27 protein-coding genes are annotated in these 25,235 nt (G+C 63.2%); 12 read left to right on the forward strand and 15 right to left on the reverse strand.

Annotated features, from left to right (window positions below; all coding sequences use genetic code 11):
- The first annotated feature begins 3 nt into the window (after positions 1-3).
- Both R0J92_RS09705 and R0J92_RS09710 read left to right on the forward strand, forming a co-directional pair.
- Positions 4-786: a type III pantothenate kinase gene (locus R0J92_RS09705; RefSeq protein ID WP_106163393.1), complete on the forward strand. Its 783-nt coding sequence runs from the start codon at positions 4-6 to the stop codon at positions 784-786.
- The gene (locus R0J92_RS09710) at positions 783-2,453 is read left to right on the forward strand and encodes a ribonuclease J (protein WP_411051524.1); all 1,671 of its coding nucleotides are present in this window, start codon (positions 783-785) and stop codon (positions 2,451-2,453) included. Before R0J92_RS09705 ends, R0J92_RS09710 begins: the two co-directional genes overlap by 4 nt.
- 178 nt (positions 2,454-2,631) lie before the next feature.
- On the opposite strand, the gene R0J92_RS09715 is transcribed toward R0J92_RS09710, so the two are convergent.
- The 4 genes from R0J92_RS09715 to R0J92_RS09730 form a co-directional block, all read right to left on the reverse strand.
- Positions 2,632-2,871, reverse strand: a complete 240-nt coding sequence (locus tag R0J92_RS09715; protein ID WP_411051525.1) for an RSP_7527 family protein — start codon at positions 2,869-2,871, stop codon at positions 2,632-2,634.
- A gap of 112 nt (positions 2,872-2,983) precedes the next feature.
- Complete coding sequence (locus R0J92_RS09720; protein ID WP_411051526.1) at positions 2,984-4,495, reverse strand: DEAD/DEAH box helicase; 1,512 nt, start codon at positions 4,493-4,495, stop codon at positions 2,984-2,986.
- A 193-nt stretch (positions 4,496-4,688) separates the two neighbouring features.
- On the reverse strand, positions 4,689-5,642 hold the full coding sequence (locus R0J92_RS09725) for a glycosyltransferase family 2 protein (RefSeq protein ID WP_411051527.1): 954 nt from the start codon (positions 5,640-5,642) through the stop codon (positions 4,689-4,691).
- A gap of 66 nt (positions 5,643-5,708) precedes the next feature.
- Positions 5,709-7,316, reverse strand: coding sequence for a peptide chain release factor 3 (locus tag R0J92_RS09730; protein ID WP_106163397.1), 1,608 nt, complete (start codon positions 7,314-7,316; stop codon positions 5,709-5,711).
- Positions 7,317-7,503: 187 nt separating this feature from the next.
- On the opposite strand from R0J92_RS09730, the gene R0J92_RS09735 reads away from it, so the two are divergent.
- Both R0J92_RS09735 and R0J92_RS09740 read left to right on the forward strand, forming a co-directional pair.
- Entirely contained in the window at positions 7,504-7,797 is a 294-nt protein-coding gene (locus tag R0J92_RS09735) for a YqjD family protein (protein WP_411051528.1), read from the forward strand.
- A 4-nt stretch (positions 7,798-7,801) separates the two neighbouring features.
- A complete protein-coding gene (locus R0J92_RS09740; protein ID WP_411051529.1) occupies positions 7,802-8,185 on the forward strand; it encodes a hypothetical protein in 384 nt (127 codons plus the stop codon).
- A 48-nt stretch (positions 8,186-8,233) separates the two neighbouring features.
- On the opposite strand, the gene R0J92_RS09745 is transcribed toward R0J92_RS09740, so the two are convergent.
- The gene (locus R0J92_RS09745) at positions 8,234-9,244 is read right to left on the reverse strand and encodes a Hint domain-containing protein (RefSeq protein WP_411051530.1); all 1,011 of its coding nucleotides are present in this window, start codon (positions 9,242-9,244) and stop codon (positions 8,234-8,236) included.
- Positions 9,245-9,457: 213 nt separating this feature from the next.
- On the opposite strand from R0J92_RS09745, the gene R0J92_RS09750 reads away from it, so the two are divergent.
- From R0J92_RS09750 to R0J92_RS09765, 4 genes are all read left to right on the forward strand, one after another.
- Positions 9,458-10,237, forward strand: coding sequence for an SDR family oxidoreductase (locus tag R0J92_RS09750; protein ID WP_411051531.1), 780 nt, complete (start codon positions 9,458-9,460; stop codon positions 10,235-10,237).
- Positions 10,238-10,241: 4 nt separating this feature from the next.
- Positions 10,242-11,360, forward strand: a complete 1,119-nt coding sequence (locus tag R0J92_RS09755) for a hypothetical protein (RefSeq protein ID WP_411051532.1) — start codon at positions 10,242-10,244, stop codon at positions 11,358-11,360.
- Between the two features lie 81 nt (positions 11,361-11,441).
- Positions 11,442-12,557 (forward strand): ABC transporter ATP-binding protein, encoded by a 1,116-nt coding sequence (locus tag R0J92_RS09760; RefSeq protein ID WP_106163481.1) that lies wholly within the window; start codon positions 11,442-11,444, stop codon positions 12,555-12,557.
- 42 nt (positions 12,558-12,599) lie between these two features.
- Positions 12,600-13,451 carry a GNAT family N-acetyltransferase gene (locus R0J92_RS09765; RefSeq protein WP_411051533.1) on the forward strand — a complete coding sequence of 284 codons (852 nt, stop codon included), beginning with the start codon at positions 12,600-12,602 and terminating at the stop codon, positions 13,449-13,451.
- Positions 13,452-13,496: 45 nt separating this feature from the next.
- Here R0J92_RS09765 and R0J92_RS09770 read toward each other — a convergent pair whose 3' ends face one another.
- From R0J92_RS09770 to R0J92_RS09780, 3 genes are all read right to left on the reverse strand, one after another.
- A complete protein-coding gene (locus R0J92_RS09770; RefSeq protein ID WP_411051534.1) occupies positions 13,497-14,186 on the reverse strand; it encodes a helix-turn-helix transcriptional regulator in 690 nt (229 codons plus the stop codon).
- A gap of 79 nt (positions 14,187-14,265) precedes the next feature.
- The gene (locus tag R0J92_RS09775) at positions 14,266-14,685 is read right to left on the reverse strand and encodes an ACT domain-containing protein (protein WP_411051535.1); all 420 of its coding nucleotides are present in this window, start codon (positions 14,683-14,685) and stop codon (positions 14,266-14,268) included.
- Positions 14,686-14,845: 160 nt separating this feature from the next.
- Entirely contained in the window at positions 14,846-15,157 is a 312-nt protein-coding gene (locus tag R0J92_RS09780; protein ID WP_411051536.1) for a hypothetical protein, read from the reverse strand.
- 245 nt (positions 15,158-15,402) lie between these two features.
- Between R0J92_RS09780 and R0J92_RS09785 the strand changes: the two genes are divergently transcribed.
- The 4 genes from R0J92_RS09785 to R0J92_RS09800 all read left to right on the forward strand — a co-directional run bounded on the left by R0J92_RS09785 (position 15,403) and on the right by R0J92_RS09800 (position 18,017).
- On the forward strand, positions 15,403-15,621 hold the full coding sequence (locus R0J92_RS09785) for a twin-arginine translocase TatA/TatE family subunit (protein WP_106163406.1): 219 nt from the start codon (positions 15,403-15,405) through the stop codon (positions 15,619-15,621).
- Between the two features lie 6 nt (positions 15,622-15,627).
- Positions 15,628-16,125, forward strand: a complete 498-nt coding sequence (gene tatB, locus R0J92_RS09790; protein WP_411051537.1) for a Sec-independent protein translocase protein TatB — start codon at positions 15,628-15,630, stop codon at positions 16,123-16,125.
- Positions 16,122-17,012, forward strand: coding sequence for a twin-arginine translocase subunit TatC (tatC, locus tag R0J92_RS09795; RefSeq protein ID WP_106163408.1), 891 nt, complete (start codon positions 16,122-16,124; stop codon positions 17,010-17,012). Before tatB ends, tatC begins: the two co-directional genes overlap by 4 nt.
- A 150-nt stretch (positions 17,013-17,162) precedes the next feature.
- A complete protein-coding gene (locus R0J92_RS09800) occupies positions 17,163-18,017 on the forward strand; it encodes an ATP-binding protein (protein WP_411051538.1) in 855 nt (284 codons plus the stop codon).
- A 380-nt stretch (positions 18,018-18,397) separates the two neighbouring features.
- Here the strand turns inward: R0J92_RS09800 and R0J92_RS09805 are convergent, their stop codons facing one another.
- The 7 genes from R0J92_RS09805 to purF all read right to left on the reverse strand — a co-directional run bounded on the left by R0J92_RS09805 (position 18,398) and on the right by purF (position 24,868).
- The gene (locus R0J92_RS09805) at positions 18,398-19,624 is read right to left on the reverse strand and encodes a peptidoglycan DD-metalloendopeptidase family protein (RefSeq protein ID WP_317385778.1); all 1,227 of its coding nucleotides are present in this window, start codon (positions 19,622-19,624) and stop codon (positions 18,398-18,400) included.
- Between the two features lie 128 nt (positions 19,625-19,752).
- Positions 19,753-20,400, reverse strand: a complete 648-nt coding sequence (locus R0J92_RS09810) for a protein-L-isoaspartate(D-aspartate) O-methyltransferase (protein WP_106163410.1) — start codon at positions 20,398-20,400, stop codon at positions 19,753-19,755.
- A complete protein-coding gene (surE, locus tag R0J92_RS09815; protein ID WP_411051539.1) occupies positions 20,397-21,179 on the reverse strand; it encodes a 5'/3'-nucleotidase SurE in 783 nt (260 codons plus the stop codon). Before surE ends, R0J92_RS09810 begins: the two co-directional genes overlap by 4 nt.
- Positions 21,180-21,430: 251 nt before the next feature.
- Complete coding sequence (locus R0J92_RS09820; RefSeq protein ID WP_317385780.1) at positions 21,431-22,078, reverse strand: SDR family NAD(P)-dependent oxidoreductase; 648 nt, start codon at positions 22,076-22,078, stop codon at positions 21,431-21,433.
- A gap of 79 nt (positions 22,079-22,157) precedes the next feature.
- Positions 22,158-22,415: a hypothetical protein gene (locus tag R0J92_RS09825; RefSeq protein WP_106163413.1), complete on the reverse strand. Its 258-nt coding sequence runs from the start codon at positions 22,413-22,415 to the stop codon at positions 22,158-22,160.
- Positions 22,416-22,608: 193 nt separating this feature from the next.
- Positions 22,609-23,172, reverse strand: a complete 564-nt coding sequence (locus tag R0J92_RS09830) for a DUF2199 domain-containing protein (protein WP_106163484.1) — start codon at positions 23,170-23,172, stop codon at positions 22,609-22,611.
- Between the two features lie 175 nt (positions 23,173-23,347).
- The gene (gene purF, locus R0J92_RS09835) at positions 23,348-24,868 is read right to left on the reverse strand and encodes an amidophosphoribosyltransferase (RefSeq protein WP_411051540.1); all 1,521 of its coding nucleotides are present in this window, start codon (positions 24,866-24,868) and stop codon (positions 23,348-23,350) included.
- Positions 24,869-25,235: the final 367 nt, after the last annotated feature.

Below are 25,235 nucleotides of genomic sequence, written 5' to 3' on the forward strand. Positions count from 1 at the left end.
CACATGCTTCTCGCGGTTGACTGCGGCAACACCAACACGGTCTTTGCACTTTGGGATGGCGATCAGATGATCGGCCATTGGCGCACCTCGACCGAATGGCAGCGCACGGCGGATCAGTATTACGTCTGGCTTTCCACGTTGATGTCCCTGCAGGGGGTGAAGGCCAAGATCACCGATGTGATCATTTCCTCCACCGTGCCGCGCGTGGTGTTCAACCTGCGTGTCCTTGCGGATCGGTATTTCAACACCCGCCCGCTGGTGGTGGGCAAGCCCGAATGCGCACTGCCGGTCGGCACGCGCGTGGATGCCGGCACTACCGTGGGACCGGATCGGTTGGTGAACACGGTGGCGGGGTACAAGAAATACGGTGGCGACCTGATTGTCGTCGACTTCGGCACCGCCACGACGTTTGATGTCGTGGCTCGCGACGGTGCTTATGTGGGCGGTGTGATCGCCCCGGGTGTCAACCTCAGCCTAGAGGCGCTGCACCACGCGGCGGCGGCGCTGCCGCATGTGGACATTTCAAAGCCGCAGAAGGTGATCGGCACCAATACCGTGACCTGCATGCAGTCGGGCGTGTTCTGGGGCTATGTCGGACTGGTGCGCGAGATCTGCACCCAGATCCGCGCCGAGGCTGCCGTGCCGATGAAAGTCATATCTACCGGCGGGCTGGCGCCGCTCTTCCAGCAGACAGCAGATCTATTTGACGCATATGAGGATGACCTGACCATGCAAGGCCTGAGGCTCATCCACGAACACAACAAGGATATCGGTACTCACGTATGAGCAGTGAACGTTTGATCTATCTGCCCCTTGGCGGGGCGGGTGAAATTGGCATGAACGCCTATGTCTACGGCTACGGCGCTCCGGGCAAGGAACGCCTGATTCTCGTCGATCTGGGCGTGGCCTTTCCCGACATGGACACCACCCCCGGCGTGGATCTGATCATGCCCGACATCACCTGGCTGGCCGATCGCGCCGACCAGTTGGAGGGCATCTTCATCACCCACGCCCACGAGGACCACATCGGGGCGGTGGCGCATCTTTATAGCCGTCTGAACAACGTGCCGGTTTACGCCCGCGCCTTCACGGCCAATATCGCGCGTCGCAAGATGGAAGAGCAGGGCCACGACCCCGAGAAGGTGGTGACGATCTCGCCCTGGCCGGATGTGGTCAAGCTTGGTCCTTTCTCCATCAGCGCGGTGCCGATCTCCCACTCGATCCCAGAATCCGGTGGTCTGGTCATCGACAGCCCGGCGGGCCGTGTGGTGCATACCGGCGATTTCAAGCTGGACGAGAAGCCGATCGTCGGCGAGGCCTTTGATCCCGACCTCTGGGCCGAGATTTCCAAGGATGGGGTGCAGGCGCTGATCTGCGATTCCACCAATGTGTTCACCCAGCATGCGGGTCGGTCAGAGAGCGATCTGGGCGACAACATCACCCAGCTGGTTGCCGGGGCCTCCGGCATGGTGGCGGCGACCACCTTTGCCTCCAACGTGGCGCGGGTGAAGACTCTGGCGGAGGCTGGCGTCCGCGCGGGCCGCTCCATCGTGCTGTTGGGCCGGGCCATGAACCGGATGATCGAGGCCTCGATCCAGACCGGCGTTCTGACCGATTTTCCGGCCGTGGTGCAGCCGGAAGAAGCCGGGGACATCCCGCGCGAAAACCTGATGCTGATCATCACCGGGTCTCAGGGGGAGCGCCGTGCGGCGTCCGCGCAGCTGGCGCGCGGCAAGTATCGCGGCCTGGAGCTGAAAGAGGGCGATCTGTTCCTGTTCTCCTCCAAGACCATTCCCGGTAACGAGAAGGGTGTGATCTGGGTTATGAACCAGTTCTCCGAGCGCGGTGTGGATGTGGTGGATGATTCCTCCGGTCTTTATCACGTGTCGGGTCACGCCAACCGGCCGGATCTGGAGCGCATGCATGACATCGTGAAGCCCAAGATCCTGATCCCGATGCACGGCGAGCACCGCCACCTGCGTCAGCACGCCCGTCTGGGCGAGGAGAAGGGCATCGCCTCGACCATCGCTGTCAACGGCATGATGGTGGATCTGACCGGTGATGCGCCCAAGGTGGCGGAATATATCGACACCGGTCGCACCTATCTGGATGGCTCGGTCAAGATTGGCGCCATGGATGGCATCGTGCGGGATCGTATCCGTATGGCGCTGAATGGCCTTGTGGTGGTGACCGCGATCCTCGACGAGGATGACGAGCCGCTCGGGGAACCTTGGGTGGATCTGAAGGGTCTGGCCGAGACCGGCCAGTCCAATGCCGCGCTTGCGGAGGTCATGGAAGAGGACCTGAACCAGTTCCTGATGCGCGCCGGCAAGAAGACCCTGAAGGACGACGACAAGCTGGAACAGGAGCTGAAGCGCGTGGCGCGTCAGACGGCCCAATCGGAAATCGGCAAGAAACCTGAGGTCACGGTGGTCGTCAGCCGCATGCGCTGATCTGGGAGGAGGGGGCGCTGCCCCCTCGTGCCCCTGCGGGGCACTTCACCCCCGAGATATTTTTGAAAAGATGAAGGAGGTATAGGCCTCTGGAACAGAAAACGCCCGGACCGATCAGGTCCGGGCGTTTTTCGTCAGTCGGGCGCGGTGGTGCGCGCCACGTCTGGTCAAGTTGAACTCAGGCTGCGCGGGGGCGGCTGAAGATCAGGGCAGGGGCCTTGATCGAGCGGACCAATGCGGAGCCGATTGCGGAAAACATCGCCGCAAAAGCTTCTGCACGCATACGGCGGGCGCGGAGTTCAATTTCTTTCAAGTCGTCGCTCAAGAGCGGGGCAGTTGATCGCAGGTCCATAACATCACCTTGGGTATTCATTTGATGCCCGGTATTTAGTCCATCATCGGCCTGTGCACATCGCATAGCTTGGCAATCCCGCTATGCCGCTGCTGCAACGCGGCATCGGGGTGATCGGCATAGAAAAACCGCCCGTGCCAAGGGCAGGGCGGTTTTCAGATCAAGGTGTTTGGTCGGATCAGCCGGCGCGACGCTCGTCAAAGCTCAGCGCAATGAAGCTGGGCATATGGTCGCCCATGCCCACGACCTTCTCGTCGCGGCGATCATCCCGACGCCCACGGGAGGATCGGGATTTATTGGGCTTGCTTCCGGTGCCGGCATCCTGCTGTGGCCGATCTTGCGACCTTGCAGGTTTTTCTTGGACCGCTTGCACAGGCGCCTGCTGTGGTTGTTCGACCTCTACAACAGGATTGGCTTCGGCGGGGCTGGCGCTGGTGTCGGGCTTTTGGGCGGCAGGCTTGCTGCGGCTGCGACGGGTCGGTTTTGGCTTCGGCGTGTCAGCGGAGTCCTCTGCCGGGGCCGCAGCTTTACGCGCTGCTGGCTTCACTGGGTTCTCCAGGCGGGTGATCTGCTTTTGCACCAGGCCTTCGACCGCATCCAGTGCCTTCTCGTCGCGCGGAGTGCAGATGGTGATCGCCTTGCCGTCACGTCCGGCGCGGCCGGTGCGGCCGATGCGGTGAACGTAGTCCTCGGCGTGGCCGGGCACGTCAAAGTTGATCACATGGCTCACAGAGGGCACATCCAAACCACGCGCGGCCACATCAGAGGCGATGAGGAACTTCAGCGCGCCTTCGCGGAACCCGTCGAGGGTGCGTGTGCGCTGGCTCTGGTCCAGATCGCCGTGGATCGGGGCTGCGTCATAGCCGTATTTCTTCAGCGACTTGGCCACCATATCGACGTCGGTCTTGCGGTTGCAGAAGATGATGGCGTTCTTGATGCCTTCGCCTTCCTGATCGATCAGCTCGCGCAGGACCCTACGTTTCTCGGTCGCTTCGCGGTCCTTGCGGGACGCTTTGAACATCACCACGGCCTGTTCGATGGTCTCCGAGGTGGTCGCTTGCCGCGCGATTTCCACCCGCTCTGGGCCAGAGAGGAAGGTGTTGGTGATGCGCTCGATCTCCGGCGCCATGGTGGCGGAGAAGAACAGTGTCTGGCGGGTGAAGGGGGTCAGCGAGAAGATGCGTTCGATGTCCGGGATGAAACCCATGTCGAGCATCCGGTCGGCCTCGTCCACCACCATGATTTCGATTCCGGTCAGCAGTAGCTTGCCGCGTTCGAAATGGTCCAGCAGGCGACCCGGAGTGGCGATCAGCACGTCGACGCCACGGTCAATCGCCGCGTCCTGCTCCTTGAAGGACACGCCGCCGATCAGTAGCGCCTTCGTCAGTTTCACGTGCTTGGCGTAGGTGTCGAAGTTCTCGGCAACCTGTGCGGCCAGCTCCCGTGTGGGGCACAGCACCAGCGACCGTGGCATCCGCGCCCGCGCGCGCCCGCGCGCCAGACGGGTGATCATCGGCAGGGTGAAGGAGGCTGTCTTGCCGGTGCCGGTCTGAGCGATCCCGAGGACATCGCGCCCTTCCAGTGCGGCTGGAATGGCGCCCGACTGAATCGGGGTCGGATTTTCGTATCCTGCTTCCTCAATCGCTTTGAGGACCTTTGGATTCAGGTTCAGATCGGTGAATTTTGTCATATGCGTCCGTTTTTGCGGACACTGACCTGGCCCGCGCGTGTGTCTCTATGCCGGTATCAGTCGGACCCTTGCCCATGCAGGAGTCCCCGGATGCAGGGCACATAGCAAAATTGCGAGATACGGTCAAATGATCGCGATACCGCGGCGCAGATCTGTGAATGGCCCGAGGGATTTGCAGTATTTCGGGAACATTTCAGCTAAATCGTGTGAAATGTTTCCGGCGGAGCTGTGTCAACGGCAGGTCACGCCGCCGCAACAGCCCTTCTGCGTCCAATTTAGCGCGCAACTCCGGACTGTCGGCGCAGATCTCGTCGAAGAAAGCGCGCAGGCCGGCCTCGCCCCGATCTGATTCGATCTGCGACAGAAGCTGATGCAGGGTGACGCCAGCCGCGGCGCGGGCGCCGGAGGGGCGCAGCTCCGACCGGTAGGAGCCCTTCTGCAGCCGATAGCGATAGTGCTGCAGCCAGTGGGTCCAATCCGTGGCATGCAGATGACAGAGATCGACGTCCGCCAGCTCTGTCGCGGCGGGGTTTTCCTGCGCGTCCACATAGACATTGTGGATGCGCAGGTCGACGTCGTCGAGGCCGGTGCGGACAAACAGCTTTCCCTGCACATGGCTGATGAATCCCCCCCGCAGGTAGGGCCCGAATTGCGGATAGAGCCGCGCTGCCACCGTGTCCTGCTCGGGGGATTGGGGGATGCGCGCCTTGAAGACGTCCTGGCCACCCGCCAGTGATTCCAGTGGCCGCACGCGGGCGCAGAGCACGTCCGGCGGCAGCGCCCCAAGGTGTGAATGGATTGGGGTTTGCGACCATAGAAACTCGTCCACATCAACATGGATCAGCCAGTCCAGGTCGCCCGCCTGCCGGCGATAGGCGCGGGTGGCGTTGAGGCTCTGGCGGACCTGATGTTTCTGAGGCACCCGGCCTCGGCGTTTTTGCCAATGGGCGGCATCCGTCTCGATCACCCGGATCTTGGGGTGGGCCTTCAGATGCGGCAGCACCTCGGGGCAGGGCGCATCCAGGTAGAGAAACAGCCGATGCGCGCCCTGTTCCAGATGCCAGGCGCAAAAGTCCAGTATCGCGGGGGCCTCAGCCTTGAGCGTGGCGACGAGGCCCCATTTTGCGGTCGCCGATGGGTCCTGCATGTACCTGCGCCTGTGTTATTGCCTTGTCCAACCAAAACGGGCGCCCGGTGAGGGGCGCCCGCGGTCTCAGACCATCATTTCCTTGGTCGAGGAGAGTTTCAAGTCGGGATAGTCCCGCTCCACCCGGTCGATGTCCCATTGCAGCCGCGTCATATATACGACGTCACCGTCATTGTCGTGGGCGATGTGCTGCTTGTTGGCAGTGGCGAATTTCTCCACCGCCGCCTTGTCGCCATGCACCCAGCGGGCCGAGGTGAACTGGCTGGCCTCGAAACGCACCGGCAGGCCGTATTCCATCTCGATCCGGCTGGCGAGCACTTCAAACTGCAGCTGGCCAACAACGCCGACGATGAAGCCCGACCCGATCGAGGGTTTGAACACTTTGGCAGCGCCTTCCTCCGCAAACTGCATCAGCGCCTTTTCCAGGTGCTTGGCCTTCATCGGATCGCCCGCGCGGACGCCCTGCAGCAGCTCCGGCGCGAAGGAGGGGATGCCGGTCACCCGCAGCGCCTCGCCCTCGGTCAGCGTATCGCCGATGCGCAATTGGCCATGATTGGGAATGCCGATGATGTCGCCGCCCCAGGCCTCTTCCGCCAGTTCGCGGTCGGAGGCGAGGAACAGCACCGGGTTGGAGATCGCCATCGGCTTCTTGCTGCGCACATGGGTCAGCTTCATGCCGCGTTTGAAATGCCCCGAGGCGAGGCGCACGAAGGCCACCCGGTCGCGGTGCTTGGGGTCCATATTGGCCTGCACTTTGAAGACAAAACCCGCGACCTTCTTTTCCTCCGGTGCGATCTTGCGCGGCTCGGCGGACTGGATCTGCGGCTCGGGGCCATAGGCGCCGATACCGTCCATCAGTTCGCGCACCCCGAAGGAGTTGATCGCGGAGCCGAACCAGATCGGAGTCATATGCCCTTCGAGCACCGCCTGCGGGTCCAGCGCCGGCATCAGCTCACGCGCCATTTCGACCTCTTCCAGCAGCTTTTCCAGAAGATGCGCGGGCACATGCTCGGCCAGTTTCGGGTCGTCCAGACCGTTGATGGAGATGCTCTCGCCGACCTTGTTGCGGTCAGCGCGGTCCATCAGCTCCAGCCGGTCGCGCAGAAGATCATAGCAGCCGACGAAATCGCGCCCGACGCCGATCGGCCAGCTGGCCGGGGTGACGTCAATGGCGAGGTTTTCCTGAATCTCGTCGATGATTTCAAAGGTGTCGCGGCTCTCGCGGTCCATCTTGTTACAGAAGGTCAGGATCGGCAGGTCGCGCAGGCGGCAGACCTCGAACAGCTTCTGTGTCTGGCTTTCCACACCCTTGGCGCCGTCGATCACCATCACCGCCGCATCCACCGCTGTGAGCGTGCGATAGGTGTCCTCGGAGAAATCCGAGTGGCCGGGGGTGTCGACAAGATTGTATCGGAAGTTGCCGTAATCAAACGACATCGCCGAGGCCGAGACGGAGATGCCGCGGTCCTTTTCCATCTGCATGAAGTCGGACCGCGTGCGCCGGGCCTCGCCCTTGGCGCGCACCTGACCGGCCATCTGGATGGCGCCACCATACAGGAGAAACTTCTCGGTCAGCGTGGTCTTGCCCGCATCCGGGTGCGAAATGATCGCAAAGGTGCGGCGCCGCGCGATTTCCGGCGGCAGGTCTGGGCGGTTTTGAGCGGTGTCCAACATGGGGCTGGCCTTAGCCACAAAGCTGGAGCGAGGCAAGGAAAAGCGGTGTTCGGCCGTCCTGAAAGCGCGCGGTGATTAAGCCACTGACCCGGAGGATTATGCGCAGCCTGCGTAATTTGTCGGAACAAATCCTGTGTGCGCACGTTGTCTGCTCGAACACGGAATGAAACGAGAAAGGAGCATCCTCATGCCCAAGGACCAGACCGCCCCCTCGACCGATGATATTGCAGCTCAGATGGAAGTCTTGCGTTCGGACGTCTCCGCACTTACGCGCTCAGTGTCCGATCTTACCAAGGATCGCGCAGGCAAGGCCCGCGACGCTGCGCAGGATACAGTCCGTGAGCAGACGCAAGCGATGTCTGATGGTGCTGCCCAGATGACGCGTCAGGCCGAAGACGCCGTGCGTGCCCAGCCGCTTGCGGCCACCGCCGTCGCTGCGGGGCTTGGGTTTGCGCTGGGTTACCTGAGCAACCGTCGCTGATCTGATGTTGAGGCTTCTTAGAACCAAGGCCCGGCGCGGTGCGCGCCGGGTTCTGTTCGCAACCTTGTGCGCGATCAGTGCGGCCGTGGGCGCGGGCTTTGCCTCCGCCGCCCTCTACTCTGCGCTCTTGGACTCGGGCCAGACGCATGCCATCGCCGGGCTGATCCTCGCCTGCCTGTGGTTCGGCTTTTCGGGCGTCTTTCTTCTGCTCAAAGCCGCTGTCGGTGACGAGGCGCATTATCCGCCTGAAACAGCGCAATCCGGGTCTCCGCACGTGGCGCACCCGAATGGACATGCCGCCACCGCACCAACCGTGGCGGATGCGTTTATGGCAGGCATGAGTGAAGGGGCAGGGTTTGCCCGTTCTCAGACGCGCGGCACCGGCTGAAATTGTCGGGCTGCGCGCGCCCGCTTCTGCCTCAGCCCTGTACCTGCCTCAACGCTGCGAGGCGCGTCTCAGCAAGGCCACGGCATCCGGCCGGGTTAGCATTTCGCGTTTGACGTCCAGTCCGTAGTTCGCGCGCGATGCGTGAGGCCTGGACAGCCGAACGTGTCGCTGCCGCACATCCTCCGGCAGCACCGGCTTAGTCACGGCGTCCACAAACAGGGATTCTGCCGCGATTCCCTCGGCATAGATGATATAGTGGCGATCAAAGAGGATCTGGAAATACTCGACATATCCGCCATCCTGCACCACGACCGTCTCGCCATTGACCAGATCCCGCGCGCGCAGCAGGAGTTCCGCCCTGCCTGTCCCAAGTTGATCTGACCGCTGATAGACCATCAAGCGGTGATCCGGGCTGACGATCAGGTCGCGCGCATTGTTCAGCGCGCCCTTGCGGATCAGAATCGGAGCCATTTCGCCTACAGCCCGAACTGTTGTGCGTCCAATCCAGGTGATGGTCTGCGCGCCGCTGTCTCGTGTCAGGATCTGGTCCCCGGGGGTCAGCTCTTCGATCAGGCGCTGTTCACCGGTGCTCATGCTGATCCGGGTGCCACGGGTGAAGGCGACGCAGGTCATTTGCGCCAGACGTTGCCGCACATTGTGTCGGCTTGCATTGACCAGACGATAACCGGTGCAGGGGATGAGCGGGGCCTGCGGTACCAGATAAATCTGCGAAATCAGCCCTTCGTTGTCGACCTCGACCAGAATGAGCGCATCTGTTGCAGCACCACGATCCGGCATCAGTGTCACGACACAATCGAGGAACAATGCCGCATCGGGCGTGCCAAGCGCAGAGCTCCCATGTACTGAAAAGCCGCCATCCACATGCGCTGCGAGCTCAAGCCGATCTGTCGTGGCGCGGGCCCCCAGCTCATAGATGTCATCCATGACCAGTTCATCAAGCACGCTGATCGGATCACCGGCGTTTGCTCCGATGTCCACGCAGAACTGCTCGGCTTGATAGGCCGGTAGGGACTGTATCGAGATGGCGTCGCGGTTCACGTCGAACCCCCTCTTTGGTTTGCTCCGCTACGCGGATTGCACTTTGGTGCGGCCTCACTCTGCGCTTGTTTGAGTGAACACTAGGTTCACACTTGGGCGAGAGGCGGGCAGCTATGAGAAAAAAACGCGGTCCTGACGCCGTTGTCGTCTGGCAATGGGGCGCTCCGACTGGCAGTGTCCGGGCAATTCGCTGCAATACTGGAGAAGACTGTCATGGATCTCGGCATTCACGGAAAGCGCGCATTGGTATGCGCATCGAGCAAAGGGTTAGGTCTGGGCTGTGCAGAAGCATTGGCCGAGGCAGGTGTCGATCTGGTGATGAACGCGCGCGGCACGGAGGCGCTGGAGGCATCGGCCCAGCACATCCGTGATCGCTACGGCGTCAAGGTGGAGACCCAGGCAGGCGACGTGAGCAATGCTGATGATCGCGCCGAGTTGATCGCCCGCGCCGCTGGTGTCGATATCCTGGTGACCAATGCGGGCGGCCCGCCGCCGGGTGTCTGGAGCGATTGGGAGCGTGACGACTTCATCCGCGCTCTTGATGCCAATATGCTCAGCCCCATCGCGCTGATGAAGGCGCTGATGCCGACGATGATCGAAGCGGGCTGGGGCCGTGTGGTCAACATCACCTCGCAATCGGTCAAGGCGCCGATCCCGGCTCTGGGCCTTTCGAATGCGGCGCGCACCGGCCTCACCGGCTATGTGGCGGGCACGTCGCGCCAGGTTGCCGCAAAAGGCGTGACCATCAACAACCTGCTGCCCGGTATCCACGCCACCGACCGCGCGGTATCTCTCGACACCGGCGTGGCCGAGGCCAAGGGCATCTCCATGGAGGAGGCGCAGGCGCAGCGCGCGGCCAGCATTCCCACGGGCCGCTATGGCACCCGGCAGGAGTTCGGTGCCGCCTGCGCCTTCCTCTGCTCGCAGCATGCAGGTTTCATTGTCGGCCAGAACATCCTGTTGGATGGCGGCGCCACCAACATGACGATCTGATCGCATGGCCGAGGCGTTTTCGCTGAAGGATCAGCTGTTTAATCTGGAAAAGACCCGCTATCTGGCGGGGCTTTTTTCCGCCGCCGACCCGGCGTTCGATGCCGCCGGTTTCGAGAGTGCCGTGATGGCGCGGTTGCTGGATCTGGAACTCAAGGAGCGGATCAACTGGCTCGCCGCGCAGCTCTCGGCGCATGTGCCGGGCGGATTGGCGCAGGTGGCGCCGGTGATTATGGCGGCGTTGCCACCGCCGTTGGACCCGAGCCTGCGGGATGATGATTTTGGTGACTTCATCTTTGCCCCGATCGGCGAATGGGTGACGGCCCTGACCAAGGAGGAGGCGGATTTGCCCCTGGCGCTCGACCTGCTGGAGGCGATCACGCAGCGATTCTCGATGGAATATGCCATTCGCCCGCTGTTGAAACGCTGGCCGGAACCAGTGCTGGCCCGCGTCACCAAATGGGCCGCGCACGACAGCTATCACGTCCGCCGTCTCGCCAGCGAGGGCACCCGGCCGCGTCTGCCCTGGGGGCTGGCTGTGAACCTGCCGCTGGCGGCGCCGCTGCCGATCCTAGACCAGCTGCACAGCGACCCGACACGTTTTGTCACCCGCTCCGTGGCCAATCACCTCAACGATATCGCCAAAAAGGACCCGCAGCTCGTCATCGACCGGCTGACCGATTGGCAAGGGCAGGGGGTGCAGGCGCAGAAAGAGCTGGACTGGATCACCTCGCACGCGCTGCGCGGGTTGGTGAAGGCGGGCGATCCACGGGCCTTGCGACTGTTGGGCTATGACCCGGATCTGGAGCTAACCGCGCGATTACAACTGCCCGCCAGCGTGCGCATCGGTGACAAGCTCGCGCTGGGGGCTGACCTGCAGGGCGCACAAGGGGCACGGGTGCTTGTGGACTATGCGCTGACCTTTCAGCGCGCCGGTGGCAAGACCTCAACCAAGGTCTTCAAGTGGAAGACCGGCAGCCTTGGCGCGGGCGGCCTCAGCCTGCAGAAATCGCATCCGCTGAAGGCGCAGGCCTCCACCTTCACCCTGCTGCCCGGCGCGCATCAGGTGACGCTGATGGTCAATGGGGTGCCGCGCGCCGAGGGCGAGGTGGAGCTCCTTGCCTGAGGCAAGCCGCCTTGATATCAGCGCCCGACGCCCGATGTTGTCACGGGACACAGGAATAAAGGCCCCGCAATGCCCCAGCAGATGACCCAATCCGCGCTGCCGCCCGCTCAGGCCGACGGCCATGAGGTGACGCCCCGGCTGGAGATCCGCAACATCCGCCGCTTCTTCGAGGGGCGCGCGGTGGTGGATGATGTCTCGCTGCGGGTGCTGCCGGGGCAGGTGACCTGTCTGCTCGGCCCTTCCGGCTGCGGCAAATCCACCACCCTGCGCATGGTCGCCGGGGTGGAGATGCAGGACGAGGGCGAGATCTATGTCGATGGTAAGCTGATCTGCGACACGGTGTTTCGCGTGCCGCCGGAGCGGCGCGAGATCGGCCTGATGTTTCAGGACTTTGCCCTGTTTCCGCACCTCAGCGTCGGTGACAACGTGGCCTTTGGCCTGAAAGGACCCAAGGAGCAGAAACGTGCACGGGCGCGCGAGCTTCTGGACCGGGTGGCGCTGGCGCAATACATCGACGATTATCCGCATCAGCTCTCGGGCGGTGAGCAACAGCGGGTGGCCTTGGCACGCGCCTTGGCGCCCAGCCCCAAGATCATGCTGATGGACGAGCCGTTCTCCGGCCTCGACAACCGCCTGCGCGACGGCATCCGTGACGAGACGCTGAGCCTGTTGAAAGAAGAGGACACCGCTGTCCTGCTGGTCACCCATGAACCCGAAGAAGCCATGCGCATGGCGGATGAGATCGCGTTGATGCGCGACGGGCGCATCGTGCAGCAAGGCGCGCCCTATAACGTCTATACTCGCCCGGTGGACAAGGCGGCGGTGGCATTTTTCTCCGACGTCAACATCCTGCCAGCGCAGGTCAATGGTGCGCTGGCGGAAACCGCCTTCGGCCAGTTTCTCGCCCCCGGCGTGCCGGATGGGACGGATGTTGAAATCGTCTTTCGCCCACAGCACATCCGCATTGATTTCGACCGCAATGGCCGCGGTCCGGAAGCCACCAACAAGGAGGGCGTACCCGCCCGTGGCGTGGTCCAGCGTGCGCGCTTTCTCGGCAACGAGAGTCTGGTGGAGTTCCGCATGGACTTTGACGGCTCGGTGCTGAAGGCGACGGTGCCCAATGTCTTCCTGCCGGCGGAGGGACGCGCGATGTGGCTGACCGTGCCGCGTGATCGGTGTTTCGTCTTTCCACGGTGATCTTCCTCCGTCATGGTGACCTCGAAAATGACGGAGGTCGCGATGCTAGAGAACTATGAGATCCGCCCCCTGACACGGGATGAAATCGACACCGCTGTGGCCTGGGCCGCGGGCGAAGGCTGGAACCCCGGACTGCAGGACGCGGGCTGTTTCGCGGCGCAGGACCCGCAGGGCTTTTGGGGCGGCTTACTTGCCGGCGAGATGATCGCCTGCATCTCTGTCGTGACCTATGGCGATGCCTTTGCGTTTCTTGGCTTCTACATCGTTGCGCCGGAGTATCGCGGGCAGGGCTATGGCCGTGCGCTGTGGACAAAGGCGCTGGAACATGCGGGCAATCGCACGGTGGGGCTTGATGGGGTGGTGGATCAGCAGGAGAACTACCGCCGTTCTGGCTTTGCCTTTGCATGGCGCAACATCCGCTTTGGCGGCGTGCCGCGCGGACGGCTGAGAGTATCGGACGCCTATACGCTGACCTGGCTTGATACGCCCTCGGCAGAGGTCACTGCGCTGGATGCGCGTGTCTTCCCGGCGCGACGGCCTGAGTTCTGGAAGGCGTGGTTCACCACGCCGGGTCATGTCAGCATTGCGGTGCATTCCGACGGAGAAATGCAGGGGTTCGGCACTCTGCGGCGCTGCCGGAGTGGTGCCAAGATCGGCCCGCTGGTGGCCACCTCCCGCGCGGCAGCCCTGTCTGTGCTGGCGGGCCTGTTGAAGGACTGGCCCGAAGACGAAGAGGTCTTTCTGGACGTGCCGGAGCCGAATGGCTCGGCAATGGCGCTGGCCCGCGATTTGGGGCTGGAGCCGGTGTTCGAGACCGCGCGGATGTATCGGGGCAAGGCCCCGGAAGTGGCGCAAGACATGATCTACGGCGTGACCAGTTTCGAACTTGGGTAGGGTCTCGCCAGTATAAGTGATCCGGGGCGAGGCCAACGGCGCGGGTTATGCGCCCTCCGGTCCCGTCTCGTAGGGGGAGTAGTCCTGCAGCCGCTTGCCCGGTTCATCCACGAACAATTCGGGCAATGCCTCGGCGGCCTCGATCAGATCAACCCGGAACACCCGGAAATCGCCACGCGTCTCGCACCAGGCGGTGAGGGTCCAGACCCGGCCCCAGTATTCCATATGCAGGGGGCGGATCACCCGCTCGGTCAGGGTTCCGTCGATGCGGCGATAGCGCAGCGCCAGTTTCTGGCGCGCCTTGATTGCGGCGCGCAGGGTCGGCATCTGGGCAAAGCCCCGCGCCACGTCGGCAAAGGGGTAGACCGCAAATTTCCACGCATCGGCCTCGGCCACGGTTTCCAGCGGCAGCACCGCATCGACCTTCGCAGCAAGGCTCTCGGCGGCGGCCTTCAGCTCCGCATCGGCGGCTTCGGCGACGATCGCCATGCCGAGGTTCAGCGCCTCCAGCTCTGCCGGGGTCAGGGTCAGCGGGGGCAGGGTGATCGCCTCGCGCACCATGTAGCCGACGCCGCGTTCGCCCTCCACCGGCACGCCCGAGGCCACCAGCGTGTCCATGTCGCGATAGATGGTGCGGGTGGAGACCTCGAGCCGCGCGGCCATGTCCTGAGCGCGGTGCAGCTTGCCATCGCGCAGGATCTGGATCAGTTCGAACAGGCGGTCTGTGCGGCGCATGGGTGGTCAGGCTCTCCGATGAGTTCCCCTGCATCGCCCGCAGCCCCGCCTGCGGTCAAGAGGCGACGGATGTCGGCTTCTAGGGTTCAAACACATGACCGGCGGCCTCAAGCTGTGCGCGTGCCCGCTGTTCCTGTGCCGATGGCAGCAACAGATGTTCACCGTCGAACGTGCAGCAGACAAAGACGCCGATGCCATTGTCCGACAGCGGCGTGACCAGATCGCGAACAATCCCGGCCGCGTCAAAGGCAAAGGGGCCGACACTGCGCAAGCAACTCCAGCCCCGTTCGGCGGTGATATTATCGGGCACGCGGTCCTCCAGACAGATAAGCGTCAGCTCGTCCTCAGCCCGTGCCATGGCCGTAAAGCCTGGCCCGTCAAACCAGTCCGGCAGGGGCGCATCCGGTGCCAGCTGCGCCACCGCATAGCGCCCGGGCAACATGCGCAGGCGTATCTGGTTGGTCCGGCTCTGATCCTTTTGATCTCTATGGCCTGTCATCCGTGGTTCTCCTGTGATGGGGCACGCCGCCTGTGCTGCGGCGTGCCCCTCTGTCGCTAGCAGAGCCCGCGCTCGTTCCTATGGAGTGAATGTGTCGCAGGCCAATGGAACGGGTCATGAGATCACGCCGAGTGGAGGTGGCAAAGCCTCGGGCAGGGTGTCAGGCCGCTGCCATCATCCACAGGCGGGTTTCGTGCCGCAGCGCCACTGTCGCCGGGTCGATCATCCGCATCATGTCGGCGGTGCAGTCTGCTTGCGAGAACTTGGCTGCGGCCTCTCTGGCTGCCGTCATGTCGGACCAGATCACATAGTCCATCCAGCTGCCATCCTCGCCTTTTGAGAGGCTGCGCGCCACGAACCCCGGCAGTCCGCGCACAAAATCCTCGGTCATTTGGCTTGCGGCCACATAGTCGGCATCGCTGACACCGGGGTTCAGCTTGAAAGTTACCACTTCGATCACGGCATTGCTCATCTGTCGTCTTCCTTGTCTTGACGGTTGCAATGCGCCTGTCCTAAAGCAGGGCAACTGACATAAACCTGTCAGTTGGGTGATCGGCCACGCTAAATAATACGATCAGGTCGGGTTTGGCGGTGCGGATTGCCTATGCCGCGCTTTGCACCGCAGCGCGCAGGGCCTATCACTCGGGACAGGACAACGTATTCTGGCGCCGCCCGCGAACCTCCGCGCGGCGCCCCGCTAAACGAAAGGCACTCCCCATGCTCAACAATATCGGCCTTCCCGGCATCCTCCTCATCGCCGTCGTGGTTCTGGTTCTCTTTGGTCGCGGCAAGATTTCCTCGTTGATGGGTGAGGTCGGCAAGGGCATCACCTCCTTCAAGAAAGGCATCAGCGAAGGCTCCAAGGAGCTGGAAGACGACGCCGCGGAAGATGCCAAGGATGTCACCCCGGCAGACGCCGAAAAAGACAAGGTATAATCCTCTATGTTCGATCTTGGCTGGACCGAGCTTCTGATCATCGGCGTTGTGGCCCTGATCGTGGTCGGGCCCAAGGATCTGCCCATGTTGTTCCGCAACGTGGGCCGGTTTGTGGGCAAGGCGCGCGGCATGGCCCGTGAATTCAGCCGCGCGATGGAAGACGCGGCCGAGGAAAGCGGCGTCAGTGACATCAAGAAGAGCTTCAAGACCGCGACCAACCCGATGGGCTCGGCGATGGACAGCGTCAAACAGGCCACCCGTGACCTGACCGACAGCATCGACCCGACGAAATTCGACGCCGACAGCGAGACCGGCAAACTGGCCGCCGAGCGGGCCGATAGCGCCAAGAAGATCCAGGCCGCAACCGCGCGGGCCGCAGCAGAACGCAAGGCCAAAGAGGCCGCAGAGGCCATGGCTAAGGCGGAAGAGGCTGAAGCCGCGCTGACACCTGCCGCCGATACCGCCGCCGCGCCCTCGGCGTCCGACAGTGAGACCAAGGCATGAGCCAGACAGACGATCTTGACGATTCCGCAGCGCCGCTGATCGAGCATCTGGCGGAGCTGCGCACCCGGTTGATCCGGGCGGTGATGGCCTTTGCAGTGGGCATCATCCTCGCTTTCATCGTGGCAGAGCCGATCCTGCAGTTCCTGGTGCAGCCGATCGAGGCCACCCTGCGCGAGCTGGGCGACCCCTCGCCGACGCTGCAATATACCTCGCCGCAGGAATATCTGTTCACCCTGTTCCGCATCTCCATGGTGTTCGGCTTTGCGCTGTCCTTCCCGGTGATCGGCTATCAGCTTTGGCGGTTTGTGGCGCCGGGGCTCTACAAGAACGAAAAGGGCGCCTTTCTGCCGTTCCTGATCGCCTCGCCCTTCATGTTCCTGCTGGGCGCGAGCTTTGCGCAATTTGTGGTGACACCGCTGGCGATGCAGTTCTTCCTCGGGTTTGCCGATGTCAGCTCTATCTTTGCCGGGCTGCTGTCGCAGGCCACCGGCGGCGATGTGCCCGGTGATGTGGCCGTGGTGCCGGAGACCTCCGAAGGGGTGAAGATCACCTTCTTCGGCAAGGTCAACGAGAGCCTTGATATCACGCTGAAATTCATCATGGCCTTTGGCCTGTGCTTCCAGCTGCCTGTGCTGTTGACCCTGATGGGCAAGGCCGGGCTGGTCAGCGCCGAAGGTCTCGGCGCGATGCGCAAATACGCGGTGGTGGCGATTCTGGTGCTGGCCGCCTTGGTGACCCCGCCGGATGTGATCACCCAGATCATCCTGTTTACCGTTGTGTATGGGCTCTATGAGGTGTCGATCTTCCTGGTGCGTCGGGTGGAACGCAAACGCGAGGCGCAATTGCGCGCTGAGGGCTTCTACGATGATGAGGTCGACGGCGAGTGATCATTGCCGCTCTCCTCCGACCCTGAGATAAGAAAAGGCGCGCCCCACGGGGCGCGCTTTTGCGTTGCGGAGGCTGCAGGTCGCGCCCCTTGCCGCTTGGGTCGGAACATGGTTTGTCATCGCTCAACTCGCGAAGGAAGGACCACAGAGATGGCACAGGATTTGGATCAGGACGCATTGAGCCGCATTGCAGAGGCGTTGGAGCGCATGGCGCCGGCGCCACTGGCCACCCCGGATTTCGCCGCCGCGTCCGGCTTTGTGTGGCATGTGGGCCCGGACCGGCTGGAGCCGGTGCCGCAAATCAACCGGGTGGAGCTGGACCTCTTGGTGGGGATCGAGCGTTCGCGCGACACATTGCTTGAGAACACCCGCCGCTTTGCCGCCGGGCACGCGGCCAACAATGCGCTGCTGTGGGGCGCACGCGGCATGGGGAAATCCTCGCTGGTGAAGGCGATCCACGGCACGCTGGCGTCCGAGTTTGGCGATCTCAAGCTGGTGGAGCTGCAACGCGAGGATCTGCCCTCGGTGGCGCGGCTGCTGAACCATCTGCGCGATGCGCCGCATCGGTTCATCCTTTACTGTGACGACCTGTCGTTCAGCCATGATGACCAGCATTACAAGAGCCTGAAGGCGGTGCTGGATGGTGGCATCGAGGGCCGGCCGGAGAATGTGGTGTTCTACGCCACCTCCAACCGCCGCCACCTGATGCCCCGCGATATGATCGAGAACGAGCGGTCCTCGGCGATCAACCCGTCCGAGGCGGTGGAGGAGAAGGTCTCGCTGTCGGATCGCTTTGGTCTGTGGCTGGGCTTCCACCCCTGCAACCAGGACGCCTATCTGGCGATGATCGGCGGCTATTGCGCCGCCTATGGCGTCGAGGTGGACCCCGAGACCCTGCGCGCCGAGGCGATCGAATGGCAGGCCACTCGCGGTGCCCGTTCGGGCCGGGTGGCATGGCAGTTCTTCACCGATCTGGCCGGACGGCACGGCGTCACCCTGCGTTGATGGTGAGCTGACCGTGCGGTCAGGCGCACGCCGCAGCCCGACAGGGCTGCGGCGCTTGGCCCAACGGGTTTGGTCGTCGCGGCAGCGGCGGCGGAACCGGGCGGGAGCGCTACGGGAGGGCTTACTGATCGGTGATTTGCGGACTGATGGGAAGGAGCGGGTCGCGACATACTCAGGCCCCGCGTTGCGGCTAGACTCAGAGCTTGTGGCCCACCGGTGAGACGTGAGACATCCCCAACGCGAGGCTCCCGCGTTCATCGTCGAGATTGGAGAGGCGGGGGGAGCTCCCGCCCGTCGCCCACGCGCTTGCGCGCCCGGCTCCCGTTGGGCCGGGCGCCGGACCTTGCGGTCCGGCGCGGCGCCTGTCGCCAGCGGCGGATTTACTGCAGGTAGGGCAGAGGGTCGACGCTTTCGAAACCGTCACGCACCTCAAAGTGGACATAGGCCTCGTCTGCGCTGCCACGGAGCTGGGCGATGGATTGACCGCGATTGACGCGGTCGCCCTTCTTGACCTTGATGCCATCCACATTGGCGTAAACCGACAGGAGGTTGCGATCGTGGCGGATCACGATGATCGGGACCTTGTTTGAATCCTCCGTGATGGCGGCAACGGTGCCCGCTTCTGCCGCCTTTACAGGGCTGCCCGGCGCGGCTGAAATGTCGATGCCGTCGTTCTTGCCCTTCGAATAGGCGCGGACGATCTTGCCCGTCACCGGGTACGCCATGGCCGCCTGGGAGGCGCGCGTCGGCTGTTCGACCTTGACCGTCGGCTTGGGATCCGTGCGGGCATCGGCGGCAGGTTTCACCTTTTCATCGGGCAGCGGTTGGGTGGCGCTGGGAGGCGTCGGCGTGCTGCTGCCCTGTCCGGGGGCGGTGACCGAGGTTTCGGTCTCTACGGCCGCGGGAACCGGCGCGTTTGGATCTTTCAGAGGGATCAGCAGGTACTGCCCTTCGCGGATCGCGAAATCGCTGCCAAGGCCATTCCATTCCGCCAGAGACTTCACCGGGATCTGGTAGAGGCGGGCGATGGTATAGGCGGTCTCCCCACGCGTGACCTTGTGGCGTACGGGCTCGGGGCCACCCTGGACGCGCGTCGGCGCCGGTTTGGCCGGTGTGGTCTGCAGCGTGGTGGTGGTGACGGAGCCCGGATTGGGCGAACTTTCCGGCGCATTGTCGATGGCACTGCCAGCCAGCGAGGCAATATCGACTCCACCAGGGGAGCGGTTGCCACCGCGTGCCGAAGTTTCGGGCGCACGGCGCGGCATCACCAGAACCTCACCGCGGCGCAGCTGATCGGCTGTCTCAACGCCATTGAACCGTGCCACTTCCACTGCGGGAAGGCCAACACGTCTCGCCAGATCGGCAACCGTGTCGCCATTGCGCGCCACGGCAACCTGATAGGAGGGGTAGGTGATCAGACCGCGGGTGTCCGGCGCCGGGCGGGTCTCGGTCGCGGTCTGTGCGGCCTTGGTGGTGTTGAACGCGCCGATCTGACCACGCAGGTCATAATCCAGCGGCGCCGTACAGGCGGCGGCCACCAATGTCAGCGGCAGCAGCGCTGCCGGACGCAGGGATCTGGGGCGGAAGACCTTGCTGGGGCGGGTCATGTCTCTTGCTCTCCTCGAATGGTGTCCCCGTTCTGGCGGAGACTTGGACGGCAGCGTTCTGTTTTCATGCCCGGGACTGTCCGGAAGACCGCTACAGCGCAACGGGGCTGCTGAGGGAATAGGACAGCTCAGGTGTCTTTTCCAAGCCCTTCCAGCAGAGGAACAAAGCGGACCGGGCGCAATTCATCATATTCCAGCCCATTTTCCATCTTACGCACACGAATGAGCGTTTGCACGGCATCAGATTGCCCAACCGGCACCACCATGATGCCGCCGACCTTCAATTGCGCCAGGAGCGGACCGGGCGGGTCTTCGGCAGCGGCGGTCACGATGATTCGATCAAAGGGTGCCTGATCCGGCATGCCATGGCTGCCATCGCCGACCATCGAGGTGATATTGGCAAGCCCGAGCCGCTGGAACACCTGCCGCGCCTCCTGCACCAGCCGGCCATGGCGATCCACGGTATAGACCCGGCGCGCAAGCTTGGCGAGCACGGCGGCCTGATAGCCTGACCCGGTGCCGACTTCGAGCACGGTGTCGCGGGCGTTGACCTGCAGGGCCTGGGTCATCAGCCCCACCACGGAGGGCTGAGAAATGGTCTGACCACAGGCGATTGGCAGCGGCACGTCCTCATAGGCCCGTTCGGAAAAGAAGCCGCGCAGGAACAATCCGCGATCTATCGCTTCCATCGCTTCGAGCACCGTCGACTCCGTCACCCCGCGTGAGCGCAGGGCGAATAGAAACTGCATCTTGGTTTCAGCGTCCAGGCCACTCATTCGATCGCCTTCAGGGCCTCCAGCGTGTCATGCGCCGTAAGATCCGCCCGCATCGGTGTGACAGAGATGAAGCCCGCAAGGTTTGCCGCCGCATCGGTGCCGGGTGCGGTGGTGACCTGCTGGTCGCCACCCTTGACCCAGATGAAGCGCTTGCCGTTGGGCGAGAACTGCTCTTGCGCCGAGAACCGCTTGCCCTCGCGGCAGCCCTGCGTGGTGACGCGGGTGCCTTTGACATCAGAGGCGGCAACTGGGGGGAAGTTGATGTTGTAGAACAGGCCGTAGGGCTGATCGTTTGCAGGCTGTGCAGCCAGCAGCTTGCGGACCACATCGGCACCATGCTGACGCGCGGCTTCGAACGGATTGTCCAGATCGCGGTTCTCACTGCCGAAATACTGCGACAGCGCCATCGCAGGCACGCCTTGCAACGCGCCTTCCATGGCTCCGCCGAGGGTGCCGGAATAAAGCGCGTTTTCGGCGGAGTTGTTACCGCGGTTCACGCCCGACAGCACCAGATCGGGGCGATGGTCCTTCATGACCACATGCAGGGCCGCCAGTACGCAGTCCGCCGGCGATCCTTCGGCGGCGAAACGGCGCGGGCCCAGTTCCGACAGGATGGAGGGATGCGTGTAGCTGATGCAATGGCCAACGCCGGATTGCTCGAAGGCGGGCGCGACGGTCCAGACCTCGCCGTCAGATCCGGCAAGATCGGCGGCGATCGCTTCCAGCACGGCCAGTCCGGGTGCGCTGATGCCGTCGTCGTTGGTGACCAGAATGCGCATTGTGACCCCTTGCGTATATTTTGTATTTTCTGCGGCGTTTTTGTCCGTTTTGGGCTGCTCGCACAGCCCTTCGGGCTGGCCCCTGAATAGGCGGCAGGGGGCGGCAGGGCAAGGTTTTTGCCCGGATTTTCAGCTGGGGAGAGGGGACTGTGTGACCAAATCGCCCGTTTTGTCGCGATCAGGGCATGGGGCCGGGGCGTGGCCCCGCACCCCCAAATGTTCTGAGCCGGAAAATCCGACCCCCGGTGACCTCAGTCCGCGAGGATCTGCGGCAGCAGCTCTGCTGCTGCCTCCGTCGGCGAGGTCAGCGCATCACGATCTTCACCGGGGAAGAAACGGGCGCGCAGGGCGGTTGGCATCGGCGGCGGTGTCAGCAGGCGCACGGAGGGGCCGGTGCGCGCCGTCTCCGCCTGCCAGCTGCGGGCAAGCGCGATCTGAGCCGCCTTGGTCGCGCCATATGCGCCAAAGAATTTCTCGCCCGCGCGTGCATCGTCAAAGAACACGGCGCGACCGGATTGACCCAGAAGCGGGGCGATATAGGGGATCAGCACCGACGGGGCGCTGGCATTGATGTCGACCGATTTCTTCCAGTCCTTGGCTGCAACGTGATGCGCAGGGCTGAGAGGGGCGGCATGAATGGCGCAGTGGAGCCAGAGATCCAGCTTGCCCCAGCGATCAAAGATGCCACGACAGAGGGTCGCCATCGCCTCGGGTACGGTGATGTCCATCGGCGCAAGGGTGGCAGAGCCGCCAGACGCCTTGATGCGGTCGTCCAGCTCTTCGAGCGCGCCCGTGGTCCGGGCGACGGCAATGATGTGATGAGTGGGCGCAAGCGCCTCGGCCAGAGCGGCGCCAAGGCCCCGCGAGGCCCCGGTGATAAGGGCGAGTTTTTCGGTCATGGGCGCCTACATGCTGCGCGGTTGCGCCGGGGTCAAGCCCCGCAACATCTGCGGGGGATCGCTGCGACGAGATGCGCACTCAGTTGGTGAAGATCGGCAACCGTCCGACTTCGCCGCCGCGTTCGATCAATAGCCCTTCGACATCAATGCCGACGATACGCCCGATCGGCAGCCGTTCACCGGTCTTGACCGTTTTGATGCGACCTGAGGCCAGGCGCACCATGCCCTGCATGTCGTTTGGTGTCCCGAACAGGCCGATCAGAGAGAGGTTACGGTCGGGCAGCGCGTTCTTCTCGGTGGCGAGGGCTTCTGCGGTTGCAGTTTGAGAGTTGGCCATGTCGGCTCCAGCACCCGTGCCCGGACTGGCGAACCGGTGACCGAACAGGCGGGAATGTCATATGTGAGTGGTGTGTCGCGTGAGTGTGCGGCGCTGGTATCAGCACCTATGGACCGGCGGAAGCGGGGGCAGGGGCGCCCCGGCGGTGCGCAGCCGACGCCAGGCGGCTCAATGCGCAGAACAACGCCTGTTCTCAGGCGTCATACACCAGAGAGGCAAGATCGTGCCCATAGGCGTGCAGGAAGACCAGCAGTTCTTCGAGATCGAGACCCAGCTCCTGCATCCGGGCGAGATCATGATTGACCTCGGACACCTGCAGCTCCGGATATTGCCCCTCGGGGCGCATGTGCAGCATGCAGGCCAGCGGGCCGCCGCTCTCGGGCGGGATCTGGTTCGACAGCCACGCGGGTTGGCTGCCCATGCTCTCGCCCTCACGCAGCTCAAACAGGTCAAGATATTCGTCAAAGACGTCCTCGCTGACACCGGCCCAGGTGCCGAGGATGAACTCCTCGCCGCGCGAATCCGCAAGCGGAATGGCCAGTACCGCACGCAGGAACCGCAGGCTTCCGAAGCGGCAGAAATCCTCGGTCAGCACATCGCCTTCTGAGACAAAGATGGCGGTGTTGTCCTGCACCTGCAGATCCGCCGGCACGATGTCGGGCCGGTCGCAGGAGAGGCTGAGGAGCTGAGCAAAGGTCCCGCCGCAGCAGCGGCACTGACGCGAAGAACTCAGCATACGGGCAAGATGCGCGTCCAAGAAGGCGCCCCTTTCGAAAATCAAATAGAGAAAGGCGCTGACCTGTGCGGGTCAGCGCCATTGGCGGTGTTTGCGCCGCTCCATTACGCCTGTTGAGCGCAAAGTGCAATCGCTGAGCATGGTGCGCCGCGAAGGTCGCAGGCCCTGATTGGGCTATGACCCGCGATCTGCCCGATCAGCTGGCCAGCGTGGCGCCGTTCCAGGATTTGCCCGCATCGGGCATGTCCTTGATTTTCTTGCTGACGCGGCTGCTGCCCTCAAGCGTGTTCAGGTAGTCCTCGCTGACCGATCCGGTGACATACTGTCCGTCAAAGCAGGAGCAATCGAACTGCTCGATCTCTGAATTGCCTTCCTTTGCGGCCCAGACCAGATCCTCAAGTTTCTGGTAGAACAGGGCATCGGCGCCCAGTTCTTCGCGAATCTCCTCGAGGTTCAGCCCATTGGCAATCAGCTCGTGTTTCGTCGGCATGTCGATGCCATAGACATTGGGGTGTTTCACCGGCGGGGAGGCGGACGCGATGTAGACCTTCTTGGCACCAGCCTCGCGGCACATCTGTACGATCTTCTTGATCGTGTTGCCGCGTACGATCGAGTCATCGATCAGCAGGATATTGCGATCCTTCATCTCCAGCGGAATGGCGTTCAGCTTGCGCCGGACCGATTTTTGCCGCTCTTCCTGACCGGGCATGATGAAGGTCCGGCCGACGTAGCGGTTCTTCACCAGCGCCTCGCGGTAACGGATGCCGAGCGAGTTGGAGACCTCCAGCGCAACGGGGCGGGCACTGTCGGGCACCGGGATGACGGCGTCGATATCGAGACCGGAGTCGGCGATCTGCTTTGCCAGCGCTTCGCCCATGCGGATCTGTGTCTTGTAGACTGAAATACCATCCAGCATGGAATCGGGACGTGCCAGGTAGACATATTCGAAAATACAGGGCGTCAGCTTGCCTTCGACCGCCTGGAACTCATGCTTGTTGCCCTCCAGATCCACCAGAATCGCTTCGCCGGGTTTCAGGTCACGCAGTTTCTTGAACCCGTTGATGCCAAAAGCCACGTCTTCGGAGGCAAAGGCAAAATCATCCCCGTCGCCTTCTGCGTCGCGTTGGGCCACCGACAGCGGGCGGATGCCGTGCGGGTCGCGGAAGGCGAGCATGCCAACGCCGGCAATCAGGCAGATCACGGAATAGGCGCCTTGCACGCGCTCCATCGTCATCTTCACCCCGGCAAAGATGTTGCGGATCGGATCGGCGTTGCCGTTGACCTTGATCGCGTCTGCCACCTTGTCGGCCAGCACGTTCAGCAGGATCTCGGAATCCGAGGTGGTGCGCAGGTGGCGGCTGTATTTGCCGGTGACCTTGGCGCGCTGTTGCTCGGTATTGGTGATATTGCCGTTGTGCACCAGATAGATGCCATAAGGCGCGTTCACAAAGAACGGCTGCGCTTCGGCTGCAGAGAGCGACCCGGCAGTGGGGTAGCGCACATGGCCCATGCCAACACGACCCTGCAGGGTCTCGGCATCCTTTGCGCCGAACACATCCTTGACCAGACCGTTGGCTTTGCGTTCGCGGAAGAACCCGTCGCCGTAGGTGACGATGCCTGACGCATCCTGGCCACGGTGCTGAAGCATCAGCAACCCGTCATAGAGTTCCGCAAACACTTGTTCGGTTCTGCTTGCGATGCCCAAGATACCGCACATGGCGAGGCTCCAATATAATCGTTCGTTTTGCTTACAGCCCGGAGGCTGTGGCGACAGAGGCCGCGACGGGAACGTCACAGGCCAGGACCGCGGTGCGATGCGCCGGGTCATGATGTAGAAGGTTTCTCGTGAACGGGAAGGCGGAGCCAGTGGGGCGCAGCGCGGCGCTAACGCGGGCTGCACTGCGGCTGTTGGGTGCCAGAAGGGCAGATCCTGCAACACGCGAGGGGCGGCGCAGGTCAGCTGAGTACCGGGTCAACACAGCGGGTTTGGCTCCGAATCCTGTCGAACAGTGACGGCCCTCACATAGGCTGTCTCGCGGGCAATGTCATCAAAGGATCACAAAGTCGCGCAGATCCGGGCAGGA

This window comes from Tritonibacter sp. SIMBA_163 (assembly GCF_046535935.1).
Classification (GTDB): Bacteria; Pseudomonadota; Alphaproteobacteria; order Rhodobacterales; family Rhodobacteraceae; genus Epibacterium; species Epibacterium scottomollicae.